The sequence below is a fragment of the Nonomuraea sp. NPDC050227 genome (assembly GCF_044459705.1).
In the GTDB taxonomy this organism is placed as follows: Bacteria; Actinomycetota; Actinomycetes; order Streptosporangiales; family Streptosporangiaceae; genus Nonomuraea.
This window is the reverse complement of record NZ_JBITJF010000007.1, coordinates 279806-305371: the sequence shown is the minus strand read 5'-3', so window position 1 is coordinate 305371 and position 25566 is coordinate 279806. Positions and strand designations below refer to the sequence as shown.

The 25566-nt window shown below is 72.1% G+C and carries 23 protein-coding genes; 8 read left to right on the top strand and 15 right to left on the bottom strand.

Annotation, left to right across the window (positions count from 1 at the left end):
* Positions 1–135: 135 nt before the first annotated feature.
* The 11 genes from ACIBK9_RS27960 to ACIBK9_RS27910 all read right to left on the bottom strand — a co-directional run bounded on the left by ACIBK9_RS27960 (position 136) and on the right by ACIBK9_RS27910 (position 13140).
* Positions 136–993: a GNAT family N-acetyltransferase gene (locus ACIBK9_RS27960; protein ID WP_397161907.1), complete on the bottom strand. Its 858-nt coding sequence runs from the start codon at positions 991–993 to the stop codon at positions 136–138.
* Positions 990–1964, bottom strand: coding sequence for a hydroxyacid dehydrogenase (locus tag ACIBK9_RS27955; protein ID WP_397161906.1), 975 nt, complete (start codon positions 1962–1964; stop codon positions 990–992). The genes ACIBK9_RS27960 and ACIBK9_RS27955 overlap by 4 nt, the downstream gene beginning before the upstream one ends.
* Complete coding sequence (locus ACIBK9_RS27950; protein ID WP_397161905.1) at positions 1948–2964, bottom strand: dihydrodipicolinate synthase family protein; 1017 nt, start codon at positions 2962–2964, stop codon at positions 1948–1950. Before ACIBK9_RS27950 ends, ACIBK9_RS27955 begins: the two co-directional genes overlap by 17 nt.
* Positions 2964–3986 (bottom strand): NAD-dependent epimerase/dehydratase family protein, encoded by a 1023-nt coding sequence (locus ACIBK9_RS27945; RefSeq protein ID WP_397161904.1) that lies wholly within the window; start codon positions 3984–3986, stop codon positions 2964–2966. Before ACIBK9_RS27945 ends, ACIBK9_RS27950 begins: the two co-directional genes overlap by 1 nt.
* Positions 3986–4831 (bottom strand): carbohydrate ABC transporter permease, encoded by an 846-nt coding sequence (locus tag ACIBK9_RS27940; RefSeq protein ID WP_397161903.1) that lies wholly within the window; start codon positions 4829–4831, stop codon positions 3986–3988. The genes ACIBK9_RS27945 and ACIBK9_RS27940 overlap by 1 nt, the downstream gene beginning before the upstream one ends.
* Complete coding sequence (locus ACIBK9_RS27935; protein ID WP_344207378.1) at positions 4828–5682, bottom strand: sugar ABC transporter permease; 855 nt, start codon at positions 5680–5682, stop codon at positions 4828–4830. Before ACIBK9_RS27935 ends, ACIBK9_RS27940 begins: the two co-directional genes overlap by 4 nt.
* Positions 5682–6905 (bottom strand): sugar ABC transporter substrate-binding protein, encoded by a 1224-nt coding sequence (locus ACIBK9_RS27930; RefSeq protein ID WP_352356043.1) that lies wholly within the window; start codon positions 6903–6905, stop codon positions 5682–5684. The genes ACIBK9_RS27935 and ACIBK9_RS27930 overlap by 1 nt, the downstream gene beginning before the upstream one ends.
* Before the next feature lie 12 nt (positions 6906–6917).
* On the bottom strand, positions 6918–8138 hold the full coding sequence (locus tag ACIBK9_RS27925) for a Gfo/Idh/MocA family protein (protein WP_397161902.1): 1221 nt from the start codon (positions 8136–8138) through the stop codon (positions 6918–6920).
* The gene (locus ACIBK9_RS27920; protein ID WP_397161901.1) at positions 8139–10205 is read right to left on the bottom strand and encodes a hypothetical protein; all 2067 of its coding nucleotides are present in this window, start codon (positions 10203–10205) and stop codon (positions 8139–8141) included. It lies immediately after the preceding gene.
* A 12-nt stretch (positions 10206–10217) separates the two neighbouring features.
* Positions 10218–12167 carry a hypothetical protein gene (locus ACIBK9_RS27915; RefSeq protein ID WP_397161900.1) on the bottom strand — a complete coding sequence of 650 codons (1950 nt, stop codon included), beginning with the start codon at positions 12165–12167 and terminating at the stop codon, positions 10218–10220.
* A gap of 175 nt (positions 12168–12342) precedes the next feature.
* On the bottom strand, positions 12343–13140 hold the full coding sequence (locus ACIBK9_RS27910; protein WP_397161899.1) for an IclR family transcriptional regulator: 798 nt from the start codon (positions 13138–13140) through the stop codon (positions 12343–12345).
* Positions 13141–13301: 161 nt separating this feature from the next.
* Between ACIBK9_RS27910 and ACIBK9_RS27905 the strand changes: the two genes are divergently transcribed.
* The 4 genes from ACIBK9_RS27905 to ACIBK9_RS27890 are packed head-to-tail and all read left to right on the top strand — an operon-like array spanning position 13302 to position 17397.
* Complete coding sequence (locus ACIBK9_RS27905) at positions 13302–14639, top strand: aspartate aminotransferase family protein (protein ID WP_397161898.1); 1338 nt, start codon at positions 13302–13304, stop codon at positions 14637–14639.
* Positions 14626–15807, top strand: coding sequence for a mandelate racemase/muconate lactonizing enzyme family protein (locus tag ACIBK9_RS27900; RefSeq protein ID WP_352356031.1), 1182 nt, complete (start codon positions 14626–14628; stop codon positions 15805–15807). Before ACIBK9_RS27905 ends, ACIBK9_RS27900 begins: the two co-directional genes overlap by 14 nt.
* Positions 15797–16639, top strand: coding sequence for an amidohydrolase family protein (locus ACIBK9_RS27895; protein WP_352356029.1), 843 nt, complete (start codon positions 15797–15799; stop codon positions 16637–16639). Before ACIBK9_RS27900 ends, ACIBK9_RS27895 begins: the two co-directional genes overlap by 11 nt.
* The gene (locus ACIBK9_RS27890) at positions 16636–17397 is read left to right on the top strand and encodes an SDR family NAD(P)-dependent oxidoreductase (protein ID WP_397161897.1); all 762 of its coding nucleotides are present in this window, start codon (positions 16636–16638) and stop codon (positions 17395–17397) included. The genes ACIBK9_RS27895 and ACIBK9_RS27890 overlap by 4 nt, the downstream gene beginning before the upstream one ends.
* 62 nt (positions 17398–17459) lie before the next feature.
* Here ACIBK9_RS27890 and ACIBK9_RS27885 read toward each other — a convergent pair whose 3' ends face one another.
* Positions 17460–18041 (bottom strand): HD domain-containing protein, encoded by a 582-nt coding sequence (locus ACIBK9_RS27885; RefSeq protein ID WP_397161896.1) that lies wholly within the window; start codon positions 18039–18041, stop codon positions 17460–17462.
* 115 nt (positions 18042–18156) lie between these two features.
* Between ACIBK9_RS27885 and ACIBK9_RS27880 the strand changes: the two genes are divergently transcribed.
* Genes ACIBK9_RS27880 through ACIBK9_RS27865 form a run of 4 tightly spaced genes read left to right on the top strand, consistent with a single transcriptional unit; the run spans position 18157 to position 21925 of the window.
* A complete protein-coding gene (locus ACIBK9_RS27880; protein ID WP_352356023.1) occupies positions 18157–18438 on the top strand; it encodes a metal-sensitive transcriptional regulator in 282 nt (93 codons plus the stop codon).
* Between the two features lie 22 nt (positions 18439–18460).
* Positions 18461–18673 carry a copper ion binding protein gene (locus ACIBK9_RS27875; protein WP_358301136.1) on the top strand — a complete coding sequence of 71 codons (213 nt, stop codon included), beginning with the start codon at positions 18461–18463 and terminating at the stop codon, positions 18671–18673.
* A complete protein-coding gene (locus ACIBK9_RS27870; RefSeq protein WP_397161895.1) occupies positions 18670–19656 on the top strand; it encodes a hypothetical protein in 987 nt (328 codons plus the stop codon). The genes ACIBK9_RS27875 and ACIBK9_RS27870 overlap by 4 nt, the downstream gene beginning before the upstream one ends.
* Before the next feature lie 28 nt (positions 19657–19684).
* Positions 19685–21925 (top strand): heavy metal translocating P-type ATPase, encoded by a 2241-nt coding sequence (locus ACIBK9_RS27865; RefSeq protein ID WP_397161894.1) that lies wholly within the window; start codon positions 19685–19687, stop codon positions 21923–21925.
* Positions 21926–22008: 83 nt separating this feature from the next.
* Here ACIBK9_RS27865 and ACIBK9_RS27860 read toward each other — a convergent pair whose 3' ends face one another.
* From ACIBK9_RS27860 to ACIBK9_RS27850, 3 genes are all read right to left on the bottom strand, one after another.
* Positions 22009–22956, bottom strand: a complete 948-nt coding sequence (locus tag ACIBK9_RS27860) for an NlpC/P60 family protein (RefSeq protein ID WP_397161893.1) — start codon at positions 22954–22956, stop codon at positions 22009–22011.
* Positions 22957–23189: 233 nt separating this feature from the next.
* Complete coding sequence (locus ACIBK9_RS27855; RefSeq protein WP_352356013.1) at positions 23190–23678, bottom strand: universal stress protein; 489 nt, start codon at positions 23676–23678, stop codon at positions 23190–23192.
* 32 nt (positions 23679–23710) lie between these two features.
* Complete coding sequence (locus ACIBK9_RS27850) at positions 23711–25150, bottom strand: MFS transporter (RefSeq protein WP_397161892.1); 1440 nt, start codon at positions 25148–25150, stop codon at positions 23711–23713.
* Positions 25151–25566 lie beyond the last annotated feature (416 nt).

Here is a 25566-nt window from a genome sequence, read left to right as displayed (position 1 = left end):
GCGAGAAGTCGACGTAAGCGGGCCATGTCCACTCCAAAGCGGTGAAGAGATTGGAGGAAAGGTAGCCCGATCTTTGATCTCTCGGCAAGAGCTGCGCGGAGATTCATCCGATGTCTGCTCGGGGAGGCGCAGCTGTCAGAAGTAGTCCGCCGGCCAGTGGGCGGCGTTCTCCGCGCCCACCACGGGGCTCGGGTCGCCCAGGATCGCGCGGGCCATCCCCGTGCGGTCCCGCTCCCGGACGACGCTCGCGAACAGGTGCGGCAGAGCCGGCTCGTCCCAGGTCAGCCTGGCCCTGCCGGTACGGACGCCCCGGACCGCCGCCTCGGCGGCCAGCGCGGAGAGCACCCCGGGCAGGTCCCCGGCCACCTCCAGCACGTCGAGGACGCCGCCGTCCCAGCGGACGGCGGCGTACCCGGCGTCCCCGGCCAGCAGCTCGACCGGGTCGCCGTACCAGATCGGCAGCCGGTCCCGCCAGTGCGCCTCGTCGCGCACGGCGGTCAGCGGACGCCGCGCGTTGTGCCGCTCGTACACCTCCCGCAGCACCGCCGCCTCGCCGGCGGGGATCCTGCGCAGCCCCCGCCCGGCCGGGCCGGTCCGGCGCAACGGGCCGGACACCGTCCGCAGCTCGAAGCCGGTCCAGTCCTTGTAGACCCCCGGCGTGCCGGTGAACAGCAACGACCAGGCGCAGCCGTCGGCCGCCATCGCCTCGGCCGCCAGCGCCAGCAGCCGCCGGACGTGCCCGCGCCCGCGGACCGACGGATGGGCGGCGACGTTGGCCACGCCCCCTATCCGTACCTCGCCGCCCAGGCCGTCGTGCAGCCGGCGCGGCAGGTAGTACACGCAGGCCGACACGTCGCCGGTCACGAACGTCCGGCCGTACCGGCCGGGGTCGGTCTCGTACAGGGGCACCACGTGCGGGGCGTCGAAGCAGGCGGCCCACAGCGCGTAGAGCGCCTCCCGGTCGCCCGGACAGGCGGTGCGCAGGGACGTCATCCCATCCTCCCCAGCAGCTCCGGCGTCACCTCGTGCGCCAGCGGGAGGCCGCCGGCGTACCGGGCGATCTCCTCGACCACCACCCGGCCCTGACGGGCCCGCCCCGAATCGGTGCCGGCCGCCTGGTGCGGGGTGAGCAGCACGTTCGGCAGCGCGCGGAACGGGTGCCCGACCGGCAGCGGCTCCTCGTCGAAGACGTCGATCGCCGCGTCCAGCCGTCCCGGACGCAGCTCGGCCAGCAGGGCGGCCTCGTCCACCAGCCACGACCTGGCGGTGTTGACCAGCCCGGCGCCGTCGGGCATCAGCGCCAGCTCCCGCGCCCCGAGCAGGTGGCGCGTCTCCGGCAGCGCCGGTGCGTGCACGGCCACGATCCGGCTGGTGGACAGCAGCTCGTCCAGCTCCACGGCGCCCTCGTGGTACGGGTCGGCGACAGCGACCTCGGCGCCGAGCGCGCGGACGAGGTCGAGGTAGGCCCGGCCGGTCCTGGAGGCGCCGATGACGCCGATCGGGCAGCCGAGGATCTCCCGCCTGGCCGGCGCCCGCTCGGCCGCCTCCCACGGCCGGCCGCCGCGCAGGGCGTGGTCGAAGCGGTGCACCTGGTGCAGCAGCGCCAGCGTGAACGTCAGCGCCACCTCGGCCACCGACCGGGCCATGGCCGCGCCCGCCTGCGTCACCCGGACGCCCCGCGCCCACAGCTCGCCGGTGACGAACGGCTTGACCGTCGCTCCGGTGTGCGCGACCAGCCGCAGCCCCGGCGCCCGGTCGAGCAGCTCGGCGGTCAGCGGCGGCACCCCCCAGGAGGTCACCAGAACCTCGGTGCCGGGCAGCGCCTCGGGCAGCGCGCGGTGGTCGTCGAGCAGCCGCACGTCCCCCAGGGCCAGCAGGGCGGCGGGGTCGGGGAAGAACTGCGCGCGCAGCGGCGGCGGCACGCTGACCAGGACGCGCACGGCGGAGTCAGCCGAGCCAGGCATCGCGGTGCTCCGCCACGAAGTCGTCGTCGGTCAGCCACGGGTAGGCGGCGCTGACCCGGGTCAGCTCCTCGGCCTGGCCGGGGGAGAGGCCCTCGTCCGGGTCGAGGCACCAGGTGCCGGCCAGCAGGCCCTGTCTGCGCAGCACCTCGTGCACGCCGGCGATGCAGCCGGCGAAGGCGTTTGCGCTGTCGAAGACGGCGGCGTTGGCGTCGGTGAGCGCCGTGGCCCGGCCCCACCACCGCGCCGGGTCGTCGCGCAGACCGTCGACCATCTCCACCGCCGCCCGCGTCCACACCGCCCACTGGCCGAGCAGGCCGCCGGCGAAGCGCAGGCCGCCGGGCAGCTCGGCCAGCAGGTCGCCGATGATGTGGTCGTCGTTGCCCGTGTAGAGGGCGACCTGGTCGGCCCGGTCGGAGGCGGCCACGCCGTGCGCCACGTCCAGCGAGCGGTAGCGGTCGAACGCCGCCACCTTCACCGCGACCGTGGAGGGCTGGTCGGCCAGGGCCCGCCAGAAGCCGCGCGACAACACCGGCCCGCCGATCGCCGCCTGGAGGTAGAAGCCGACGACCGGCAGCACCTCGCCCACGGCCCGCGCCCGCGCCAGCAGGTCGTCCTCGGACGCGCCGGGCACGACGGGCGAGAGCAGCACGGCGTCGTACCCGAGCGAGGCGGCCAGCTCGGCCTCGGCCACCGCCTGCGCGGTCGGCCCGCACGCCCCGGCGACCAGCACCGGCCGCTCCCGGGCGGAGTCACGGGCGGACTCCCGGGCGACGTCGGCGGCCAGCCGGAGGACCGGCTCCAGCAGCCCGGCCCCGCGGATCTCGAACTGGGTCGTGTGCACGCCCACGGCCAGGCCGCCGGCCCCCGCCGCCAGGTAGTACCGGGTGAGCGCGGCCTGGCGGCGCTCGTCCAGCGTCCGGTCCGCGGTGAGCGCCAGCGGGTGGGCGGGGATGACGGTCCCCGCCCGCAGGCGCGACAGCGCGGGGTTCGGCGTGGGCATCAGAATCTCCCGTCTCGTACGGCGAACTTGGTGGGCTTGCCCGACGTCGGCAGCCCGGCGGCCAGCCAGTCGGCCTGCCAGTCGACCAGCGTGCCCAGCGGCACGTTGGGGTAGCCGAACAGGCGGTGGCACAGCGTGGCGTCGTTCAGCAGCGCCGTCGCGGCCTCCGCGCCCTCGAAGGACACCGGCGTGCCGAGGCGCGCGCCGAAGGCGGCGGCCACCCGGCGCACCGAGGCGGTCTCGGGGCCGGTCAGGTTCAGCGTGAACGGCGTGCCCGCCGTCGCGTGGGCCAGCGAGCGCAGCACGACCTCGTTGGCGTAGCCCTGCCAGACCACGTTGACGTGCCCGGTCGTCACGTCCACCGGAGCGCCGGACAGCACCCGCTGCCCGATGTCGGCCAGCACGCCGTACCGCAGGTCCACGGCGTAGTTGAGGCGGACGATCGTCACCGCCGTGCCGCGGGTGGCGGCCGCGTGCTCGAAGACGCGCTCGCGGCCGAGGCAGCTCATCGCGTACTCGCCCACCGGCCCGACCGGGTCGCCCTCGACGCTGCCGCCGGACGACAGCGGCACCAGCGGGTAGACGTTGCCCGTGGACAGCGCGGCGACGCGCGCACCGCCGTACCGCTCGGCGACGCGGGCGGGCAGGGCCGCGTTGACGACCCAGGCCAGGTACGGCGCGGCGGACGTGCCGAACTTCGCCCCGACCATGAAGACCACGTCCGTGGCGTCGGGCAGCGTGCCCAGGTCGCCGTCGAGCAGGTCGAAGGGGACGACGTCCACGCCGTGCGCGGCGAGGGCGCCGGCCGCCGCGCGGTCGGACCACCGGGAGACGGCGAAGACGCGGTCGGCGTCGCGACCGGCGGCGTCCAGGCCGCGCCGGGCCAGGCGGCACAACGTGGGCCCCATCTTGCCCCCGGCGCCCAGCACGACCAGGTCGCCGGAGCCGGCGGCGAGGTCGGCGACGAGCGACTCGGACGGACGGGTGAGGTGCTCTTCCAGATCGTCGACGGAGGTGAACATCAACCCTTGATCCCCGACATCGTGACTCCTTCGGTGAAATAACGCTGGCCGACCAGGTAGGCGGCGAAGATCGGTACGAACGCGACCGTGGCCCCGGCCAGCACGACGCTGAGCGGGACGTTCTCCGTCTGCAGGGAGGCGATGCCCACGGTCAGGGTGCGCATGTCGGCGCCGCCGCCGATGATGAGCGGCCAGAGCAGGTCGTTCCAGTGCCACAGGAAGACGAAGACGCCCAGCGTGGCCAGGATCGGCTTGCACAACGGCAGGACGATCCTGATGAAGATCCGCCATTCGGAGGCGCCGTCGAGCCGGGCCGCCTCGAACAGCTCGTCCGGCAGGCCCATGATGAACTGCCGCATGAGGAAGACCGCCTGCGCGTTGGCGAGCGTTGGCAGGATCAGCCCCCAGTACGTGTCCACCCCGCCCAGCTCGGCGATGAGCATGAAGGTCGGGATGAGCGTCACGTGGTAGGGCACCATGACCATGGCCAGGAACGACCAGAACATGGGCTCGCGGCCGGGGAACCGTTTCTTGGCGAAGGCGTATCCGGCCAGCGAGGCCAGCAGCAGCACGGCCACCACACTGACCACGGAGTAGATCAGCGTGTTGACCGTCCAGGTGACCAGGTCGCGGCCGCCCAGCACCTCGCCGTAGGCGCTGAAGTCGACCGGCCAGGGCAGCATGCTCTCCGGGAACGTCACGGCCGTGCCCGGCTTCAGCGACAGCACGACCATCGCGTAGAACGGGAACAACGTGACCGGCGTGGCGACGGCCAGCAGGACGAACCTGGCCACCTTGCCGCCCCTGGACGGCTCCAGCGCCTTGTACGGGCGGTATGTCGTCACTTCGACCTCCCGATCATCAGGCGCTGGACCAGCGCGACCACGAGGGTCATGACGAACAGCGCGACGCCGATGGCGCTGGCGTAGCCGAAGTCGAAGTTCTTGAACGCCTGCTCGTACAGGGCCATGACCAGCGTGAAGCTGCCGTGCGCCGGGCCGCCGCCGGTCATCACGTAGACCAGGTCGAACACCTGGAAGGAGTTCGTCGTCTCGATCACGGCGACGAAGAACAGCGCCGGGCGCAGCTGCGGCGCCACGATGTAGCGGAACCGCTGCCAGGTGGAGGCGCCGTCGGTGAGCGCGGCCTCCTCCAGCTCCCGCGGCAGGTCCTGCAGCCGGGCCAGGACGATCAGCATGCCGTACCCGAACCTGGACCAGACCGAGACGATCACCAGGGCCGGGATGACCAGCGTGGTGGAGGCCAGCCAGGACTGTCCGGTGAGCTTGGTGATCGGCCCCTCGGAGGAGAACAGCCAGGTGAAGACCGTCCCGGCCAGGACCAGGCTGGTGACGACGGGCAGGAAGAAGACCGAGCGGAAGAAGGCCGCCCCGCGGAAGGCGCGGCGCACCAGCAGCGCCATGCCCACCGAGGCGGCCATCGACGCCGGCACGTACAGGATCGTGTAGATCAGCGTGATGCGCAGCGACTCCCAGAAGACGGGGTCGGCGGCCATCCGCCGGTAGTTGTCCACGCCGGTCCACTCCGGGCTGGCGCCGATGGAGGAGTCGAAGAACCCCAGCAGCACCCCGGCGACGGACGGGCCGAACCGGAACAGCAGGAAGAGCAGGAGGCACGGCAGGACGAACAGCAGTCCGGTCCGCGCCTCCCACCGCCTGACGTCGATCGCCGCCATCAGCCACCCAGCAGCGCGTCCGCGGCCTTGGCCGCGTCGGCGAGCGCCTGCTCGGGCGTCTTCTTGCCGATCAGCGCGGCCTGGATCTCGGGAGCCAGGACGCCCATCACGTCACGCGCCTTCTCGTGCAGCGGCCCGGCCGTGGTCAGGTCGAGCGCCTTCTCCACCTCGGCCTGCACCGGGTCGGCCGCGTACAGCGAGCCGGTGGACTTGCGCGGGGAGAAGTAGCCCGAGGCCAGGTCGTAGGCCTTGCTCGGGGCGGCGCCGGTGGCGAAGCCGATCCACTTGCCCGCCGCCTCCTTGTGGTCGGACGCCTTGAGCAGGGCCAGCGAGCCGACCGTGCCGTAGGCGACCTGCTTGGCGTCGGTCAGCGGCGGCAGGACCTTGATGTTCTCCTTGCCCCAGAACGACTCGACGTCGGCGGGCAGCTGCTGCCAGGTGCAGGCCACCTTGTTCTGCGCGGTCCTGGTCTGCTCGAACTTGGGCAGCCCGGTCAGCAGGTCCTTCTCCACGTAGCCGCCGTCGGCCAGCTTCTTCAGGAAGGTCAGCGCCTTGACGCCCTCCGCGCCGCCGAAGGCCGCCGACTTGCCGTCGGGGCTGAACACGTCGCCGCCCGCCTGCCACAGCAGCGGGTAGAACGACTGGTTGAGGGTGGCGGCGGGGTCGGCCCAGTAGTTGGTGACGTCGACGTCCTTGGCCTTGAACTTCGGGGCCAGGGCGAGCACGTCGTCCCAGGTCTTGGGGAACTCGGTGACGCCGGCGGCGTCGAACGCCTTCTGGTTGCAGACCAGCGGGTTGGCCGACATGAGGATCGGCGCGCCCATGACCTTGCCGTCGATGGTGACCGACTTCAGGGCGTTGTCCCGGTAGTCGGCCTTGTCGGCGAGGTAGGCGTCCACCGGCTCCAGCGTCCTGGCGTACTTGGGGAGCTGGTCGGGGATGAGGTAGACCACGTCGGGCGCCTTGTTGCCGGCGATCGCCGTGGACAGCGCCTCGTCGCGCTTGGCCCACGGGTAGATCTCGACCTTGACGTCGATGTTCGGGTTGGCCGCCTCGAACGCCTTGGTCTGCTCGTCCCAGAACGCCTGGTGCTTGGGCTGGTCGGCGATGTTCGGGTAGATCCACATGGTCACGGTCTGCTTCTCGTCGCCTCCGGAGCCGCCGCCGCAGGCGGTCAGCGTGCCGAGGGCGGCCGCAGCGGCGGCCAGCGCGCGCAGTCGCATGATGGTTCCTTCCTAGAATGCGGGCACGGTGACGACCGTGCCGCTGTGCCGGGCCTTCTCGGCGGCGAAGACCGCGAGGTGGCTGTGGAGCGACTCGGTGGGGCCCGAGCGCACGTGTGCGGGGTCGCCGGTGGCCAGCGCGGTGACGAAGGCGTCCATCACGCCGTCGTCGCCGCCGCCGTGGCCGTCGCCGGCGTTCGAGCCGGTCTCGGCGACGCTGCGCCGGCTGCTGCGGCCGTCGCGGAAGTCGAGGACCTCGACCGACTCGCCGTCGCCGATCAGCCGCCCGTGGGTGCCGAAGATCCTGGTCTGGCGGTGGGTCTGCTCGGTGAAGGCGGTCATGGTGAAGGTCGCGGTCGCGCCGCCGGTCAGCTGCATGGCGAGCACCTGGTGGTCGACCACGTCGTTGTCGCAGGCGTAGACGCACCTGCCGTACGGGCCGGTGCGCAGGGCGTCCATGACCTGCTCCTCGTTCTCGCCGAGGACGCTGGTCGGCCAGTCGTAGCCGCGGTCCAGGTACAGCCGGGGAGCCGAGTACGGGCACCGGGGCTCCAGGACGCAGTCGAGGCAGCGGTCGGCGGCCTGCTCCGGACGCCGCTCGGGCCTGAAGTGGCCGAGCGAGCCGAAGCTGGCGACCTGCTCGATCCTGAGCCCGGTGACGTAGGTCAGCCAGTCGAGGTCGTGGGAGGACTTGGCCAGCAGCATCGGGCTGGCCAGGCGCTCGCTGCGCCAGGGGCCGCGCACGTAGGAGTGGGCCTGGTGCCACCAGCCGACCGGCTCCAGGTGCTCGACGCTCATGACCTCGCCGAGCACGCCGCTGTCCACGGTCTCCTTCACCAGCGCGGTGTAGGGCGTGTAGCGCAGCACGTGGCAGACGGCGAGCAGCACGCCGGTCTCGCCGACGGCCGAGACGATCTCGCGGCACTCCTCCTCGGTCGGCGCCATGGGCTTCTCGACGAGCAGCGCGTAGCCCGCCCGCGCCAGGGCGATGGCGGGCTCGACGTGCAGGCGGTCCTGGGTGGCCAGGACGACGGCGTCGGCCACCCGCTCGCGCAGCAGGTCGCGCCAGTCGCCGAACTCGCGCACGCCGGGGCCGGCCAGCCTGGCCCGGCGGGCGGGGTCGGGGTCGGCCACGGCGACCAGCTCCGCGCGATCGGGGTGCGCGGCGATCCAGGAGGCGTAGGTCTGCCCCCGGTTGCCCGCTCCCGCGACCGCCAGCGTTATCTTTCGCACCTAAATCACCAGATTTCCTGATGTGAGGACCTTCGGGCCGTCAGCCGGCAGCTCCCTGGCGACGCCCTCCTCGACGTTGCCCGTGTGCTGGACCACCTCGAAGGCCTTGATCGACAGGCGGCCGCCGCCGAACTGGCAGCCGGTCGCCGCGTAGCGGTTCCGGCCGGCGTCGAGCTGGACGTGGGCTCCGGCGTTCTGGCTGCGGACCCCGGCCAGCTGCCAGGAGACCAGCCCGGCGGCCTCCACCCGCGACAGCCCGGCCTCGGCCAGCTCGGTGCCGCCGTCGAGGCGGATGCGCTGGTCGGCCTTGCCGGCGGCGGCCAGGCCCACGTTCTTCACCGTGCAGCCGGTCAGCGCCACCGAACCGGCCAGGACCAGCGGGGCCGCGCCCTCGGCGCCGTTCAGCGTCGAGCCGGACAGGCGCAGGTCCGCGCCGTTGAAGGCGTTGCCGTTCAGGCCGTGGAAGGTGGTGCGGCTGACGTGCAGCGGCGCGGTCACGTTCGCCTGGACGATCTCGCTCTTGGCCGGGACGTTGAAGACGCAGCCCTCGATGATGTTGGGCCGCCGCGACACCTTCGACTGCTGGGAGACGATCAGCGTGTGGCTGGCCGAGCAGCCGCGCATCTGCACGCCGTCGGCGTTGACCCAGATCATGCCCGAGCCCTCCAGCGACGGCTTGCCGATGACCTGGAGGTCCTCCAGCGTCAGGTCGGTGACTTTCACCCGGGCCACGAACCACGAGCAGACGTGCTTGCGCACCGTGATGCGCTTGGCCGCCGAGCCCCAGGCCGCGCCGGAGTTGGCGAAGGTCATCAGGCCGGAGTTGCCGGTGTAGGTCAGGTCGTGCTCGTACTGGCCGTGGGTGACGAACGGGCCCTGGTCGTCGCCGTCGCCGTGGCAGTTCTCCACGTAGCAGTAGGCGCTGGCGGTGAAGTCGTTCAGGTGCCGGGCGTTGGCCGTGTGGCAGTCGCGGACGTGGCCGTACAGGCAGTAGATCTGCTGGGTCAGGTAGCCCGCCCCGCCCCAGGTCACGCTGGCGGGGTTCTTCAGCGTGCAGCGTTCGGTGCGGAAGTGGGTGGCCCAGCGCCGCATGATCAGCGGCCAGAACGTGCCCGTGCCGTGGATGCCCTCGACGTCGCAGTGGACGGCGTACTCGTAGGCCAGCGGGTGCGAGCCGGTGTACTGGTCGCCGTCCGCGACGCCCTCGAAGCGCAGGTTGCGCACGTGCACGCGCTCGACCGGCTCGACCAGGGTCCAGGTGATCGTGCGGCCGGCGGCCAGCTCCCAGCCGTTCTTGTAGTTGACCCGGATGTGCGTGCCGTCGACGATCTGGGTGACCTCGACCAGCTTCTGCAGCTCGCGTTCCCAGCGGCCGGACAGCGCGTTGACCTCGGCGCTCCACCACTGCCCGACCTTGAAGGCGGCGGAGTCGGCGACCTCGAAGACGTCCGACAGGTCGGGCACCGGGGCGCTCAGCTTGTGGCTGACCGTGGTGGCGGTGACCTTGCCGCGGAAGAACATCACCGCCGCGAACGGGTCGTCCTGGCCCGCCTTCTCGATGCCGACGGTGCGCATCGTGTGGCCGCCGAAGTCGAGCACCAGGTCCGAGCGCTGGAACTTGTGGCGCTTGACGAAGTTGAGGTCGGTGTGGGCCTCGATCCTGGAGACGGCGGGGTCGCCGACCATGGCCTCCAGGGCGTCGTCGGCGGGGGTCTTGTCGTCGAAGACGCCGAAGGCGCGGAAGTCGAGGCAGCCGTCGTGCAGCTGGATCCAGCGGCCCTTGGGCGCGGAGCCGAGCACGGTGCCGCCGTTGGCGGGCGCGGTGGCGGCCGCGTCCCAGCGGACGAGCTTGCCGCCGCCGTCGCCCGGCTGGAGATAGCCCGCGACCTGCGCCAGCGTGCCGTCCGCCAGTTTGGCGGCCTCGAAGGCGAGCAGCTCGGCCACGGTGGCGACCGCCTGCACCTCGTCCTTGGGCTTCTTGTCCGGCTCGGCGAGCGCGGGCTTGGCCATCAGGACGGTGCCGACAGCCGCTAAACCGGTGACGCGCAGGATGTCACGACGTTCCATGGGGGTGGTTCCTTACAGTGCGAGGGTGTCGGCGATGAGGACGCGGGGGCCGGCGGGCGGGAAGGCGCGCTCGACGCCCTCCTCGGTGCAGCCGGTGTGCACCAGGACGGTGGTGGCGGTCAGGTCGAGCCGGCCGCCGGTGAACCGGGAGCCGGTGGCGCGCCAGCGGTTGTCGCCGGTGGCCGGCTCGACGCGGGTGCCGGTGGCCGTGCAGGCGGCCAGTTCCCAGGTCAGGACGCCCGGACCGGCGGCCCGGCCGAGCGCGGCGTTCTCCAGCGTGACGCCCTCCAGGCGCAGCCGCTGGTCGCGCACGGCGCTCAGCTCGACGCGCACGCCGTCGAGCCGGCCGCCGCTGATCACGACGTCGGCCGAGCCCACCGAGACCTTGCCCGATCCGCTCAGGACGCAGCCGGTGAAGCGAAGGGGGCCGGAGCCGCGCAGGGTGGCGCCGTCGAGACCGGTGATGGCGCACTCCTTGAAGTGCAGCGCGTTGCTCACCGGCGTCTGCACCAGCACCTGGTCCTTCGGCAGCTCGAAGGAGCAGCCCTCGATGACGTTGGGCCTGCCGGAGCGGCTGGAGCGCTGGCCGATCGCCACCGTCTTGGCCGAGCAGCCGCGCATGTGCAGGCCGTCGGCGTTCACCTGGAGCGTTCCCGCCGGGTCGAACGTCGAGCGCGGGATCACCCGGACGTCCTCCAGCGTCAGGTCGGTGATCTTGGTTCCGGCGACGAACCACGAGCACAGGTGCTTGCGCACGGTGATGCGCTTGGCGCTGGTGCCCCAGAGCGCGCCGCTGTTGGCGATGTCCATGAGGCCGGAGTTGCCGGTGAAGACCAGGTCGTGCTCGTACTGGCCGTGGGTGGTGAAGGGGTTGCCGCCCTCGTCGTCGCCGTCGCCGTGGCAGTTCTCGACCGTGCAGTAGGCGCTGGCGGTGAAGTCGTTGAGATGGCGGACGTTGGAGGTGGTGCAGTCGGCGACGTGGCCGTACAGGCAGTAGATCTGCTGGGTCAGGTAGCCGGCTCCGCCGTACATGACGGTCGGGGGGTTCTTCAGGCTGCAGCGCTCGGTGCGGAAGTGGGTGCACCAGCGTCGCATGATCACCGGCCAGAAGCTGCCGGTGGCGTGCACGTCCTCGACGTCGCAGTGGACGGCGTACTCGTAGGCGATCGGGTGCGAGCCGGTGTACTCGTCGCCGCCCGGGGCCGCCTCGAAGCGCAGGTCGCGCACGTGCACGCGCTCGACCGGCCGGACCAGCGTCCAGGTCAGCGTACGGCCGGCGGCCAGCTCCCAGCCGTTCTTGTAGTTGACCCGGACGTGCCGGCCGTCGACGACCTGGGTGATCTGGACCAGGCGCTGGAGCTCGCGTTCGTACGTGCCGGCCAGCGCGTCGACCTGCACGGCCCACCACTGGCCGACCTGGAACTGCCGGGAGTCGACCTCGAAGACGTCGGCCAGGTCGGGGAGCGTGGCCGTGAGCGTGCCGGTGACGGTGGTCCCGGTCCGCTCGCCCTGGAAGAACAGGACCGCGCCGAAGGGGTTGTCGTGGGAGTTCTTCTCGATGCCGGCGGTGGTCATGGTGTGGCCGCCGAAGTCGAGCACCAGGCCGGAGCGCTGGAACTTGTGGCGCCTGACGAAGTTGAGGTCGGTGTGGGCCTCGATCCTGGAGACGGCCGGGTCGCCGACCATGGCCTCCAGGGCGTCGTCGGCGGGGGTCTTGTCGTCGAAGACGCCGAAGGCGCGGAAGTCGAGGCAGCCGTCGTGCAGCTGGATCCAGCGGCCCTTGGGCGCGGAGCCCAGCACGGTGCCGCCGTTGGCGGGCGCGGTGGCGGCCGCGTCCCAGCGGACGAGCTTGCCACCGCCGTCACCGGCGCGGTGATAGCCCGCGACACGCAGCAGCGTGCCGTCGGCGAGTCGGGAGGCGTCGAGCGCGAGAAGGCGCGCGACGTCGGCTACATGGTTCATGGGGGGAGGCCTTCGGGAGCGGGGTGATGGGAAGGCCGGGCGACGTGCGAAGGCGGGCAGGCGGCGGTGCTGCGGCCAGACGTCCGGCGCCGGGGGCCGCGGCGCTCGGAGTCGGATCTTCGCCCGAAACGATTGGCGAGGACGCTAGACAGTGGATGAGGCATCTGTCAAGCCGTCACGTGGCATGCCCGAGATGCTGGGAGATCATCGCCGCCGTCTCTCTCACCTCCCGGCCGAGCTCCTGGTAGCGCCAGGCGGGCAGGTCGCGCTTGAGCGAGGTGATGCTGATCGCGCCGACGCAGGCGCCGGTGTGGTCGCGCAGCGCGCTGCCGATGCAGAAGATGCCGTCGGCGTCCTCCTCGTCGTCGACCGCGTAGCCGAGTTCCCTGACCGTCTTCAGGTGGGCCAGCAGCAACGGGAGCTCGGTGATCGTGTTACCGGTGCGGCGCGGCAGGCCGACGTGGCCGACGACCCTGGCGACCTCCTCGTCGTCCATCTCGGCCAGCAGCGCCTTGCCCAGCCCGGTGCAGTGGGGCAGCTCCCTGGTGCCCATCCGCAGGTCGACCTGGATGCGCTCGCCGTTGCTCACCTGGTCGACGACGACCGCCTGGCCGGCCTCGGGCACCGCGAGCCTGGAGTTCATCCCGGTGCGTTCGGTGAGCGCGACCAGCGCGGGGCGGGCCACGTCGCGCAGCGAGAGCTGCTCCTGGGCCCTGGCGCCCAGCCTGGACAGCGCCATGCCCAGCCGGTAGCGGCGGTTCATGCCCTCGCCGTCGTCGGCGACCAGGCTGTAGCCGCGCAGCGTGTAGAGGGTGGCGAAGGCGGCGCTCTTGCTCAGCCCGCAGGCCGCGGCGACCTCGGTCACGCTCATGCCGCCACCCGGCCCCACGCGGGACAGGACCTCCAGCACCTCGGCGGCGCGGGCGACGCTGCGGACCCAATATCGCGATTCCTCAGCAGCAGTGTTCGTCACAGCCGAACAGCTTAGCGGAATTCATCGTTGACCCCCACCCAATCTCGTGTTTCAATCTCCCTCGTCTGTTCGGTATTGCCAAACACTGTTCGGAATTTGTGGCGGACGATCAGCGCTTCCCAGGCCGGGCCGGGCCGGGAGGCGCGTCGGAGGAGAGAGATTTGAAGCACCTAGCCGAGCGCGCACGCCAGGTCATCCCCGGCGGCGTGAACAGCGGGCAGCGCAGCATTCCCGGGCTCACCGACCTGGTGATCACCCATGCCGCCGGCGCCCGCTTCCGCGACTCGCAAGGACGGGAGTTCGTCGACTACCACGCCGCCTTCGGCCCGCCGCTGCTCGGCCACAACGACCCCGACGTCAGCGCGGCCGTCGCCGAGGCCGGCCGCACGGTGGACCTGTGCGGCGTGGGCGTCACGGCCGGCGAGGTCGAGCTCGCCGAGACGCTGGCAGAGCTCGTGCCGAGCGTGGAGAAGGTGCTCCTGACCAGCACCGGCAGCGAGGCCACCTTCCACGCCCTGCGCGTGGCCAGGGCCGCGACCGGCCGCCGGCTCGTGGTCAAGTTCCAGGGTTGCTACCACGGCTGGCACGACGCGGTCAGCCTCAACGTGATCTCCGCGCCGGAGAAGGTCGGCACCCACGACCCGATCTCGACCGGCATCCTGCCCGAGGTGCTGCAGGCCACGCTGGTCCTGCCGTTCAACGACCCCGAGGCGGTACGCCGGGCGTTCGCCGAGCACGGCGACGACATCGCCGCCGTCATCCTGGAGCCGGTGCCGCACAACGTCGGCTGCCTGCTGCCCGAGCAGGAGTTCCTGCAGACGCTGCGCGCCGAGTGCACCAGGGCGGGCAGCGTGCTGATCTTCGACGAGGTCATCACCGGCTTCCGCCACCACCTGGGCGGCTGGCAGGCGATCTGCGGGATCACCCCCGACCTCACCACCATGGGCAAGGCGATCGCGAACGGCTACCCGGTGGGCGCGCTCGGAGGCCGCGCCGATCTCATGGAGCTGTTCAGCTCGCGACCGGGCGGCCCCGCCTTCTTCGCCGGCACCTACAACGGCCACCCCGCCGTCGTGGCGGCCGCCCTGGCCACGCTGCGCAAGCTGCGCGAGGAGCCGGTGCACAAGCACGTCTTCCGCCTCGGCGAGCGGATCAGGACCGGCCTGGCCGAGGTGTTCGCCTCGCTGGACATCCCGGCGCTGGTCAGCGGGTACGGCTCGGTCTTCGTCGGATATTTCATGACCGGACCCGCCCGCACCTACGACGACCTGCTGCGCAATGATGCCAACATGTTCATCGGGTACCGCCGCCGGCTGCTGGAGCACGGCGTCTTCGAGCTGCCACTGAACCTCAAGCGCAGCCACGTCTCCTACGCCCACACCGACGCCGACGCCGACCACCTGCTGGAGGCGGCCGCCACCGCGGCCAGGCTCGCCCGCGGCGACGTGCTCGACCTGACCGACGTCAGCACCATGGGCGGCGCCGATGCTCACCGTTGACACCAGCCGCCCGGCCGGCCCCGCCGGCCGGATCAGCCGCGTCGAGACCCTCTCGCTGGGCACCGCCTGGCGCGACTTCTCCTACGTGCGCATCCACACCGACGAAGGGCTGAGCGGCATCGGCGAGATCACCCACCCCTACCGGGGCCGGGAGACCTGCTCGCTGACCGAGGCCATGGCCCAGCGCCATCTGATCGGGGCCGATCCCTTCGACGTCGAGGAGATCTGGCTGCGGATGTACCAGGGCGACTTCCTGCGCGGCGGCGACGTCGGCGGCATCGTCGTCTCCGGCGTCGACCAGGCGCTCCACGACATCATGGGCAAGGCGCTGGGCGTGCCCGTCTACCGGCTGACCGGCGGCGCCTGCCGCGACCGGGTGCGGGTCTACGCCAACGGCTGGTACACCGGCGAACGCGACCCCCAGGTGTTCGCGGCCAAGGCCAAGGAGGTCGCGGCCCGCGGCTACACCGGGCTGAAGTTCGACCCGTTCGGCGCCGGGCTGGGCGAGTTGTCCCGGGCCGAGCTGCGGCTCTCGGTCGACATCGTCGCGGCGGTCCGCGAGGCCGTGCCCGACCTCGACCTGTTCGTCGAGGGGCACGCCCGGTTCGCGATGCCGACCGCCGTCCGGCTCGTGCGCGAGCTGGAGCCGTTCGACCTCGGCTGGTTCGAGGAGCCGCTGCCGTGGACGCACATCGAGCGCTACGCCGAGCTGCGCGCCCGCGCCGCCATGCCCATCTCCGGCGGCGAGCACTTCCACAACCGCTACGAGTACGCCCGGCTGTTCGCCACCGGCGCGGTGGACATCATCCAGCCCGACCTGTCGATGGCCGGCGGCTTCACCGAGATCAGGAAGCTGGCCGCGCAGGCCGACGTGCACGCCATGCTCGTCGCCCCGCACAACTCCAACTCCCCGCTGTGCACCACGGCCTCCGTGCACGCCGTGCTCGGCATGCCGAACCTGCTGGTCCTGGAGACGTTCGACGGCATGCTGGAGCCGTACGTCTTCGACGCGCTGAAGGGCGTGCTGCCGGTGGTCGACGGTCACGTCGGCCTGCCGGAGCGGCCCGGCCTCGGCGTCGAGCTGGCCGACGAGGTCTTCGCCGAGCACCCGCCGTCCCACCGGTTCTGGAACATGTTCAAGGAGGGCTGGGAGAAGCGTGATCGTTGACGTCCACTCCCACCTGTTCAGCTGCCCGGACGACGTCGGCGACCCGTTCGCGGCCGAGTCCGCCCGCGCGCACGGCGGTCACGTCGACCTGACCGTGCGCTGGGCGGACTACGCCGCCACCTCGCCCGCCGGCACCCGTACCGTCGTGGTGGGCGGCAAGGCCAGGCGGTCGGGCCTGTGGGTGGACGACGCCGCCGTGGCCGCCTACGCCGGCGAGCACCCCGACCGGCTCATCGGCTACCTGTCGCTCGACCCGACCCAGCCCGGCTGGCGCGACGAGCTCGAACACGGCCACCGCGACCTGGGGCTGCGCGGCATCAAGCTCATGCCGATGTACGCCGGTTTCGACCCGGCCGCGCCCGAGCTGGACGACCTGTACGCCTACGCCGCCCGCCACGGCCTGCCGCTGCTGGTGCACACCGGGACCACGTTCGTCTCGGCCGCGCCCCTGCGCTACGCGCTGCCGGTGCACCTGGACGAGGTCGCCATCAGGCATCCGGAGCTGCGCATGGTCCTGGCCCACCTCGGCCACCCGTACGAGGGGGAGTGCATCGCGGTGATCCGCAAGCACCGCCACGTCTACGCCGACGTCTCCGCCCTGCACTACCGCCCCTTCCAGCTCTGGCACAGCCTGCGCCTGGCCCAGGACTACGGGGTGTGGGGCAAGCTGCTGTTCGGCAGCGACTACCCCTTCACCACGGTGGACGCCTCGGTGGCGGGGCTGCGGGCGGTCGGCGCGGTCCCCGGCATCCCCGGTCTGCCGCCCCTGGACCGGGAGGAGATCGAGAAGCTGATCCACCGCCCGTCGCTCGACCTGCTGGGGCTGTCATGACCGAACTGGCCGTGGTCACCGGGGCCGCCAGGGGCCTCGGCCAGGCCATCGCCGCGCGCCTGACGGCCGACGGCTACCGGGTGATCACCGTCGACCGGCCGGGCGCGGGCTGCGCCTACGACTTCGACCTGGCCGACACCGAGGGCCTGGCCGGGCTGGCCGACGCGGTCCGCCGCGACCACGGGCCGATCCACGTCCTGGTCAACAACGCCGGGGTGGCCCGGCTCGAACACTTCAATGAGATCACCGTGGCCGGCTGGCAGGCCGTCATGCGGGTCAACTGCGACGCGCCGTTCTTCCTGGCCCAGCGGGTGGCCGAGCACATGATCGCCGACGGCGTGCGGGGGCGGATCGTCAACGTCTCCTCCAAGAACGGCCTCATGGCCGAAGCCGGGCTGGCCCACTACAACGCCTCCAAGGGCGCCCTGGAGCTGATCACCCGCTCGCTCGCCGCCGAGCTGGGCGCTCATGGCATCACCGTCAACGCCGTGGCGCCCGGCATGATCGCCACTCCGATCGACGGTGACTTCCCCTTCGACCGCGCGGCCTTCGAGGCGGCGTGGGAGGAGCGCATCCCGCTGCGCGGCGGGTACGGCAGGCCGGACGACGTGGCCGGCGCGGTGGCGTACCTGGTCTCGGAGTCGGCCCGCTACGTCACCGGCTCCACCCTGGTCGTGGACGGCGGCGTGCTGGCCGACCAGATGCCGAGGACGCGGTTCATGACGCCGTACCGGAACTCGTTGCGGCCCGGTTCCTGACCTGCGGCGTCGCCGGGGCTCGGGTCAGCCGCCGGGGCTGGGATCAGTCGCCGGGGCTCGGGTCAGGCGCCGTCCAGCGGGTTGGCGGCGATCCGCCCCGCGACGTCGTTCCGGACCGACGCCGCGGCGGCGCTGTCCGGCTTGCGCCTGGCCTGGTCCTCGAAGCAGGCCAGGAACTCGGCGCCGAAGCCCAGTCTGGGATGGCGGGCGAGCAGCTCCGCCCGCGCGTCCGGCGCGAACTCCTCGGGCCGCCGCCCGACCACGTCCCAGCTCGTGGCGACCTGCAGCAGGTGGGACTCCGGGTCGTCGGCGGCGGACACGTCGGCGCGCATGTGCAGCCTGATGATCTCGGCGGCCCGCTCGGCGCGCTCGGCCGGCCAGCCGGCCGCCGTGCCGAACACCCAGGCGAGCTGCCCGCCCGCCTCCTCGAACGGCAGCCGGTGGCTGTCGAAGGGCTCGGTCAGCCCCATGTCGTGGAGCAGCGCCGAGACGTAGTAGAGCTCGTCGTCGAAGGCGATGCCGTGGGCCGCGCCGTACATCGCTCCCCACAGGTAGGCGCGCACGCAGTGGTTGAGCAGCGCGGGCGAGCAGTGACGACCGGCCACCGACAGCGCCGCGGCGGCGGCGGGAGTCTCCGGGAACATGCCTTCAGCCTTTCATCCGGCCGCCGGATCTCGTCGGCAGGGGCCGCCACTTGCCTTCTGGATACCATAGGGGGGTATAGTGTCTTCAACGGCAACGAGCCGAGGGAGGGCTGACATGGCTGGACACGGCAGTGGCAAGCAGGACCAAGGGATGCGGTTGCGCCGCATCGAGGGGCAGGTCCGCGGCCTGCAGCGGATGGTCGAGGACGACAAGTACTGCATCGACATCCTGACCCAGGTGTCGGCCGCGACCAGCGCCTTGAAGTCGTTCTCCCTGTCGTTGCTGGAGGACCACCTGGCCCACTGCGTCGCCGAGGCCACCGCGAAGGGCGGCCCGGAGGCCGAGGCCAAGGTCAAGGAAGCCTCCGACGCCATCGCCAGACTTGTTCGTTCCTGACCGGATTGAGGGAGAGACCGATATGAGCACCACCACCTACACCGTCAAGGGCATGACCTGCGGCCACTGCGTCAGTTCGGTCAAGGAGGAGGTCGGCGAGGTCGCCGGGGTGACCGGCGTCGAGGTCGATCTGGCCTCCGGCCTGCTGACCGTCGAGAGTGACAGCCCGATCGACGCGGCGAAGATCGTCGCCGCCGTCGAGGAGGCCGGGTACGAAGTGGCGAACCAGTCGTGAACACCGCAGCCAAGCTCGGCTCCTACGCCCTGGGGCTGGCCGTCGTCTTCGGCGGGGCCCTGGGCGCCGGCAAGGTCGTGGGCCCGGTCGGGGCCGCTCCCGCCGCCGACCACAGCGCCATGACGGCCCCCGTGGAGACCGCGCAGAGCGCGGGCCACAACCAGCACACAGCCCAGCAGCCGACGACGACGAAGAAGAACGATACCCCCGGGGGGCTCCAAGTGTCCGAGAACGGTTACACCCTCAACCCGCTCACCACGTCGCTCAAGCCCGGCGAGCCGGCCGACTTCCGCTTCTCCGTGACCGGCCCCGACGGCCGCCCGGTCACCGACTACCAGGTCCAGCACGACAAGAAGCTGCACTTCATCGTGGTCTCCCGCGACCTGGGCAGCTTCCAGCACGTCCACCCGGAGATGTCGGCCGACGGCATCTGGTCGGTCAAGGTCACCTTCCCCGAGGCGGGCGGCTACCGGGCCTTCGCCGACTTCGCGCCGACCGGCGGCGCGGCCCTGACACTGGGCGCCGACCTGGCCGTGGCGGGCGACTACCAGCCCAAGCCGCTGCCGGAGACCGGCCGCACCTCCAAGGTCGACGGCTACGAGGTCACCCTCGACGGCGACCTGACGCCCGGCCAGGCCAGCAAGCTCACCCTCAAGGTCAGCAAGGACGGCAAGCCGGTCACCGACCTGCAGCCCTACCTCGGCGCCTTCGGCCACCTGGTCGCCCTCCGCGGCCGAGACCTGGCCTACCTGCACGTCCACCCCGACGGCGAGCCGGGCGACGGCAGGACGCAGCCGGGCCCCGAGATCGTCTTCTACGCCGAGGTGCCGAGCGGCGGCGACTACCGCCTGTTCCTGGACTTCCAGCACGAGGGCGAGGTCCGTACCGCCGACTTCACGCTCGCGGCCGGGCCGCGGCCCGCCACCCCCGCCACCCCCGACGCGTCGGCGACGCCCGCCGGACACGGCAACCACAGCCACTGAGAAAAGCCACTGGGAAAGGGGAACGGTGATGACCTCTGTCACCGATGACCGGCAGAACGCGGTCGAACTCTCGATCGGCGGCATGACCTGCGCCTCGTGCGCCAACCGCATCGAGCGCAAGCTCAACAAGATGGACGGCGTGACCGCCACGGTCAACTACGCCACCGAGAAGGCGAAGGTCACCTTCCCCGAAGGCGTCGATCCGCAGCAGCTGATCGCCCAGGTGGAGGCGGCCGGCTACACCGCCGCGCTGCCCGCGCCGCCCCGCTCCGAGGGCGAGCCGGGCGAGCGGGAGCCGGAGGACGAGCTGCGCCCGCTGCGCAGCCGGTTGATCACCTCGGTGGTGCTGGCGGTGCCGGTGATCGCGATGGCGATGATCCCGCCGTTGCAGTTCACCAACTGGCAGTGGATGTCGCTGGTGCTCACCGCGCCGGTCGTCGTCTACGCCGGCTGGCCGTTCCACAAGGCCGCCTGGACGAACCTGCGCCACGGCGCCGCCACGATGGACACGCTGATCTCGGTCGGCACCATCGCCGCGCTCGGCTGGTCGCTGTGGGCGCTGTTCTTCGGCACGGCCGGCACCCCGGGCATGACCCACCCCTTCGCGTTCACGATCGAGCGCACCGACGGGTCGGGCAACATCTACCTGGAGGCCGCGGCGGGGGTGACGGCGTTCATCCTGGCCGGCCGCTACTTCGAGGCCCGCTCCAAGCGCCGGGCGGGCGCTGCCCTGCGCGCCCTGCTGGAACTGGGCGCCAAGGACGTCGCGGTGCTGCGCGACGGCGTGGAGACCCGCATCCCCAGCGACCGGCTGGCCGTGGGCGACCTGTTCGTCGTGCGGCCCGGCGAGAAGATCGCCACGGACGGCGTGATCGAGGAGGGGACCTCCGCGGTCGACGCCTCCATGCTGACCGGCGAGTCGGTGCCCGTCGAGGTGCGTCCCGGCGACACGGTCACCGGCGCGACCGTGAACGCGGGCGGCCGGCTGGTCGTCCGCGCCACCCGGGTCGGGGCCGACACGCAGCTCGCCCAGATGGCCAAGCTGGTCGAGGACGCCCAGACGGGCAAGGCGCAGGTGCAGCGGCTGGCCGACCGCGTGTCGGGCATCTTCGTGCCGATCGTGATCGCGCTGGCTCTGGGCACGCTGGGCTTCTGGCTCGGCACCGGCGACGGCGTCGGCGCGGCCTTCACCGCCGCGGTGGCCGTGCTGATCATCGCCTGCCCGTGCGCGCTCGGCCTGGCCACCCCGACGGCGCTGCTGGTCGGCACCGGCCGGGGCGCGCAGCTCGGCATCCTGATCAAGGGCCCCGAAGTGCTGGAGTCCACCCGCCGCATCGACACGGTGGTGCTCGACAAGACGGGCACCGTCACCGAGGGCCGGATGACGCTCACCGGCGTGCACCTGGCCGAGGGCGAGGACGAGGCCGAGGTGCTGCGCCTGGCGGGCGCTCTGGAGCACGCCTCCGAGCACCCGATCGCCCAGGCCATCGCCAAGGGCGCCGCCGCCCGCGTCGGCGACCTGCCCACCCCCGAGGACTTCGCGAACGTCGAGGGTCTCGGCGTCCAGGGCGTCGTCGAGGGGCACGCGGTCCTGGTGGGCCGGCCGAGGCTGCTGGAGGAGTGGTCCCAGCACCTGCCGTCCGACCTGGAACGCGCTCTGCACGCCGCCCAGGCGGGCGGCCGGACCGCCGTCGCGGTCGGCTGGGACGGCAAGGCCCGCGCGGTGCTGGTGGTCGCCGACGTGATCAAGCCCACCAGCAAGGAGGCCATCCAGCAGCTCCGGGCGCTCGGTCTCACCCCGGTCCTGCTGACCGGAGACAACGAGGCCGTGGCGAGGACGGTGGCCGCCGAGGTCGGCATCGACGAGGTGATCGCCGAGGTGCTGCCCGCCGACAAGGTGGACGTGGTCAAGGAGCTCCAGGGCGAGGGCAAGGTCGTGGCGATGGTCGGCGACGGCGTCAACGACGCGGCCGCGCTCGCCCAGGCCGACCTGGGCCTGGCCATGGGCACCGGCACGGACGCCGCCATCGAGGCGTCCGACCTGACCCTGGTCCGCGGTGACCTGCGGGTGGCCGCCGACGCGATCAGGCTCTCCCGCCGGACGCTCGGCACGATCAAGGGCAACCTGTTCTGGGCCTTCGCCTACAACGTGGCCGCCCTGCCGCTGGCCGCGCTCGGCCTGCTCAACCCGATGATCGCGGGGGCCGCGATGGCCTTCTCCAGCGTGTTCGTGGTCAGCAACAGCCTCCGGCTGCGCCGCTTCAAGTGAACAACGGCCTCACGTGAAGAGGGCTCCGGGCACGACGCCCGGAGCCCTCTTCACGTGCCCGGCCTGTGCACAGCCGTCGCCGGTCAGGGGCGGACCGCGCCGAGCAGCCGGGTGCGCCAGTAGTCGTCGAGGTCGACCACCTTGACGACGTCACCGGTCTGGGGCGCGTGGACCATCTTCCCGTTGCCGGCGTACATGCCCATGTGGCCGAGCCCCTTGCTGAAGAGCAGGTCGCCGGGCTGCAACGCGTCGAGCGAGACGCGTCTGCTCGCGCCCCAGGCCCATTGCGTCCAGGTGGTGCGGGGCAGCTCGACGCCCGCGGTGCGCCAGGCGGCCTGGGTGAGGCCGGAGCAGTCGTAGGAGCTCGGGCCCTCGGCGCCGTACTGGTAGGGCTTGCCGACCTGGGCGAAGGCGAACTGCAACGCCAGGCGGGCGTTTCCGGAGGCCGAGCCGGTGTACCTGATGCCGGCGCTGTTCGGATCGCCCGCCCGGAAGGCGCCCAGCCTGCGCAGGAGCTTCGTCTGCGCCTTGACCAGCTTGTCGACCTTCGTCTTCTCCGCCCGCACCTTGTCGCGCGCCGCGTCGGCCTCGGCCAGGACGGTCCGGGCCTCGTCGCGCCGGGCGCGCAGGTCCTTGGTGGTGGCCTGGAACGCCGCCAGTTTCGCCGCTCTGGCCCGGGAGATCTGCTCCAGGGCGGCCATGCCGCTCAGCACCTCGTCGGGGGTGCCGTCGGCGACGAAGCGGCCCCAGGTCGTGAGCGGGCCCGACTGGTAGTCGCTGACCACCGCCGAGACGAGGTCTTTGCGTAACCCGTCCGCCTGGGCGTTCTTGCTCGCGACCTCGGCGTTGAGCGCGTCGTACTTCTGCTTGGCCTTCTTGTGCGCCTCGGTCGCCTGGTTGTACTGCTCGACCACCTCGTCGGCCCGCTCGTTCAGCTTCACCAGCCTGGCCTTGGCCTTGGCGGGCGACGGATCGGCCGAGGCGACGCCCGGGATGGAGACCGCCGCGACCGCCGCAAGTGTCACGGCCACTGCCGCTCGCCCCAGCCTCGTCGCCACGACCACTACGATGCCTCCTCGTACGCCTCCATGCCTGAGGCGGAATAGTACCGAAGGTCGCCCTGCTTGTTGGCATTTCGCCCGTACTATCCGGCGTAACAGGCCGTCGTTCCGGCTCGTGTGGGGATACGCACGCCAGGTCCGGCGCGTTCACCGGAACGCCGAAACGCCCGGCTCCGATGGGAGCCGGGCGTCTCTCGGCGACCTCAGCGGGCCGCGCGGTGCTCGGCGGCGCGACGGGCGTCGGCCAGCGGCTTGGACGGGACGATCAGCGTGGGGCGCGCGGTGGCGTGCATGACGTGGGTGGACGTGCTGCCCGACAGCAGCGCCCGCAGCCCCTGCCGGCCGCGCGAGCCCAGGACGATCAGCGAGGCGTCGACCTCCTCGGCGGCGTCGACGATGGCGGCGGCGACGACCTCCTCCGGGACCGAGGCGACCCGCGGCTCGGCCCGCAGCCCGAGGGAGCGGGCGAGGTCGGCGCCCTCGGCGGCCAGCCGTTCCGAGGCGTCCATGGTCCTGGCGTCGATGTCCCGCAGGTCCTCCAGGGCGGGATGCCCTTCGAGGTGGGCGGCGAGGCTCTCCAGGGGCTGACGGGCATACAGCACCACCGCGGACGCGCCGGGGAACAGCCGGGCGGCCTCCTCGACGGCGTGGCGGGCGTCGGGTGAACCGTCGTAGGCGATGAGGATGGACATGGGGATCTCCTTCGGAGCTGTGAGCGTCGAGGTCAGCCGCGGGTGGCGGCGGTGGTCTCGGCGGTGTCGGCGGCCTCGGCGGGTGCGGCGCCCCGCGAGCGGAGCGTCAGCGCGGCGATCAGGGCGCCGGCGACCGCGATCCCGGCGGCTCCCACGAAGGCCGAGGAGAAGCCGTCGGTCAGCGCGGGCAGGTTCCCGAGCTGGGCGGCGCCGTTGGCGGCGGCGACGGCCGTCATGGCGGCCAGCCCGAGGGCCGAGCCGACCTGGTAGCTGGTGTTGACGATGCCGGAGGCCAGGCCGCCCTCCTCGGGACGGGCGGAGGAGATGGCGGTGCCGAGCGAGGGGATGAAGGCCAGCGACATGCCGAGCGCGGCCACCAGGCTGGCGGGCAGGACGTCGACCGCGAAGCTGCCCTCGGGGCTGATCAGCGACAGCCAGCCCATCCCGACCGCGAGCAGGACCAGGCCCGCCACCGTGACGGCCTTGGGGCCGAACCGGTTGATGGCGCGCGGCGCCAGGACGATCATGCCGAGCATGATGAGGACGGTCATCGGCACCAGGGCCGCGCCGCTGGGGAAGGCGCTGTAGCCGAGGACCTGCTGCAGGTAGAGGTTCAGGAAGAACCACATCGGGATCCAGGCCCCGCCGAGCAGGAGCTGGGTCAGGTTGGCGGCGGCGAGGTTCGGCGTACGGAAGATCGACAGCCTCATCAGCGGCTCGCGGCGGCGGGCCTGGATCGCCAGGAAGGCGATGAGCAGCGCGATCGCGGCGGCCAGCACGCCCCAGGTCTGGGCGGAGCCCCAGCCGACCTCGGGCGCCCGGACGATGGCGTAGACGGCCGCGCCCAGCCCGGCGGTGACGGTCAGCGCGCCGAGGATGTCGATGGAGCCGCGCTGGGACTGACCGGCGGGCATCAGCGGACGGGTGGCGAAGAGCGCGACGAGCGCGATCGGGATGTTGATGTAGAAGACCCAGGGCCAGCTCAGGTACTCGGTGATGACGCCGCCGAGGAACACGCCCGCGGTGCCGCCCGCCGGGGCGGCCGCGCCGTACAGGGCGAGGGCCTTGGTGAGCTCCTTGGGGTCGTGGCCGAACAGCATCATCAGCAGGGTCAGCGCGGACGGGGCGATCAGGGCCGCGCCGATGCCCTGGACGGCACGTCCGGTGAGCTCGACCCACACCTCGGGGGCGATGCCGGCGACGAGCGAGCCGGCGAGCAGGATGAGCCAGCCGGCGCCGAACAGCTTGCGTGCGCCGAACAGGTCCGAGAGCCGGCCGCCGAGCAGCAGGAGCCCGCCGAAGGCGACGACGTAGGCGTTGAAGACCCACGACAGGTTCTCCTGCGAGAAGCCGAGGTCTTCCTGGATGCGGGGGAGGGCCACGCCGATGATCGACGTGTCCATGATGACGATGAACTGGGCCGTGGCGATCAGGGCCAGGGCGGTCCATCGCCGGGGGGATGGTGCGGACATGAGCATTCTCCAGCGCTACGCCGTACCCCGGTGGGGATGCGGGCGGGTCTTTTGGGTTCCTCGGAAATACCGGTAGGGGGTATCTGGCGATGAACATACATACACCGGGGGGGTATCTGTCAAGTCCGCGCGCCGGAGACCGTCCGGGCGGCACTGCCTGACGGCGGGCCCACGTGCGCCGGCGATGCGGAAGGGCGACCGCGCGACGACGACATTCCCGCAGCTCCGGCGGCCTATGGCGGGGCGTCGGGGGGTGATGTGTCACGGGGCAGGGACGCGCAAGTGACACATGCGCGGGGCTGGGTGTGCGGGACGTGTCGGGGGCGAGGGCGTGCGGGGTGCGTCGGAGGGCGGGGGTGGGGGGCCGGGAGATGTGCCGGGCGGGGGTATGCGGCACGCGCAGGGGACCGGGTGCG

Excerpts from the sequence above, each read along its gene's own strand:
- ACIBK9_RS27960 (WP_397161907.1), bottom strand. The coding sequence starts at position 993 with ATGACGTCCCTGCGCACCGCCTGTCCGGGCGACCGGGAGGCGCTCTAC.
- ACIBK9_RS27955 (WP_397161906.1), bottom strand. The coding sequence starts at position 1,964 with ATGCCTGGCTCGGCTGACTCCGCCGTGCGCGTCCTGGTCAGCGTGCCG.
- ACIBK9_RS27950 (WP_397161905.1), bottom strand. The coding sequence starts at position 2,964 with ATGCCCACGCCGAACCCCGCGCTGTCGCGCCTGCGGGCGGGGACCGTC.
- ACIBK9_RS27945 (WP_397161904.1), bottom strand. The coding sequence starts at position 3,986 with ATGTTCACCTCCGTCGACGATCTGGAAGAGCACCTCACCCGTCCGTCC.
- ACIBK9_RS27935 (WP_344207378.1), bottom strand. The coding sequence starts at position 5,682 with ATGGCGGCGATCGACGTCAGGCGGTGGGAGGCGCGGACCGGACTGCTG.
- ACIBK9_RS27930 (WP_352356043.1), bottom strand. The coding sequence starts at position 6,905 with ATGCGACTGCGCGCGCTGGCCGCCGCTGCGGCCGCCCTCGGCACGCTG.
- ACIBK9_RS27920 (WP_397161901.1), bottom strand. The coding sequence starts at position 10,205 with ATGGAACGTCGTGACATCCTGCGCGTCACCGGTTTAGCGGCTGTCGGC.
- ACIBK9_RS27915 (WP_397161900.1), bottom strand. The coding sequence starts at position 12,167 with ATGAACCATGTAGCCGACGTCGCGCGCCTTCTCGCGCTCGACGCCTCC.
- ACIBK9_RS27900 (WP_352356031.1), top strand. The coding sequence starts at position 14,626 with ATGCTCACCGTTGACACCAGCCGCCCGGCCGGCCCCGCCGGCCGGATC.
- ACIBK9_RS27890 (WP_397161897.1), top strand. The coding sequence starts at position 16,636 with ATGACCGAACTGGCCGTGGTCACCGGGGCCGCCAGGGGCCTCGGCCAG.
- ACIBK9_RS27885 (WP_397161896.1), bottom strand. The coding sequence starts at position 18,041 with ATGTTCCCGGAGACTCCCGCCGCCGCCGCGGCGCTGTCGGTGGCCGGT.
- ACIBK9_RS27880 (WP_352356023.1), top strand. The coding sequence starts at position 18,157 with ATGGCTGGACACGGCAGTGGCAAGCAGGACCAAGGGATGCGGTTGCGC.
- ACIBK9_RS27875 (WP_358301136.1), top strand. The coding sequence starts at position 18,461 with ATGAGCACCACCACCTACACCGTCAAGGGCATGACCTGCGGCCACTGC.
- ACIBK9_RS27865 (WP_397161894.1), top strand. The coding sequence starts at position 19,685 with ATGACCTCTGTCACCGATGACCGGCAGAACGCGGTCGAACTCTCGATC.
- ACIBK9_RS27855 (WP_352356013.1), bottom strand. The coding sequence starts at position 23,678 with ATGTCCATCCTCATCGCCTACGACGGTTCACCCGACGCCCGCCACGCC.
- ACIBK9_RS27850 (WP_397161892.1), bottom strand. The coding sequence starts at position 25,150 with ATGTCCGCACCATCCCCCCGGCGATGGACCGCCCTGGCCCTGATCGCC.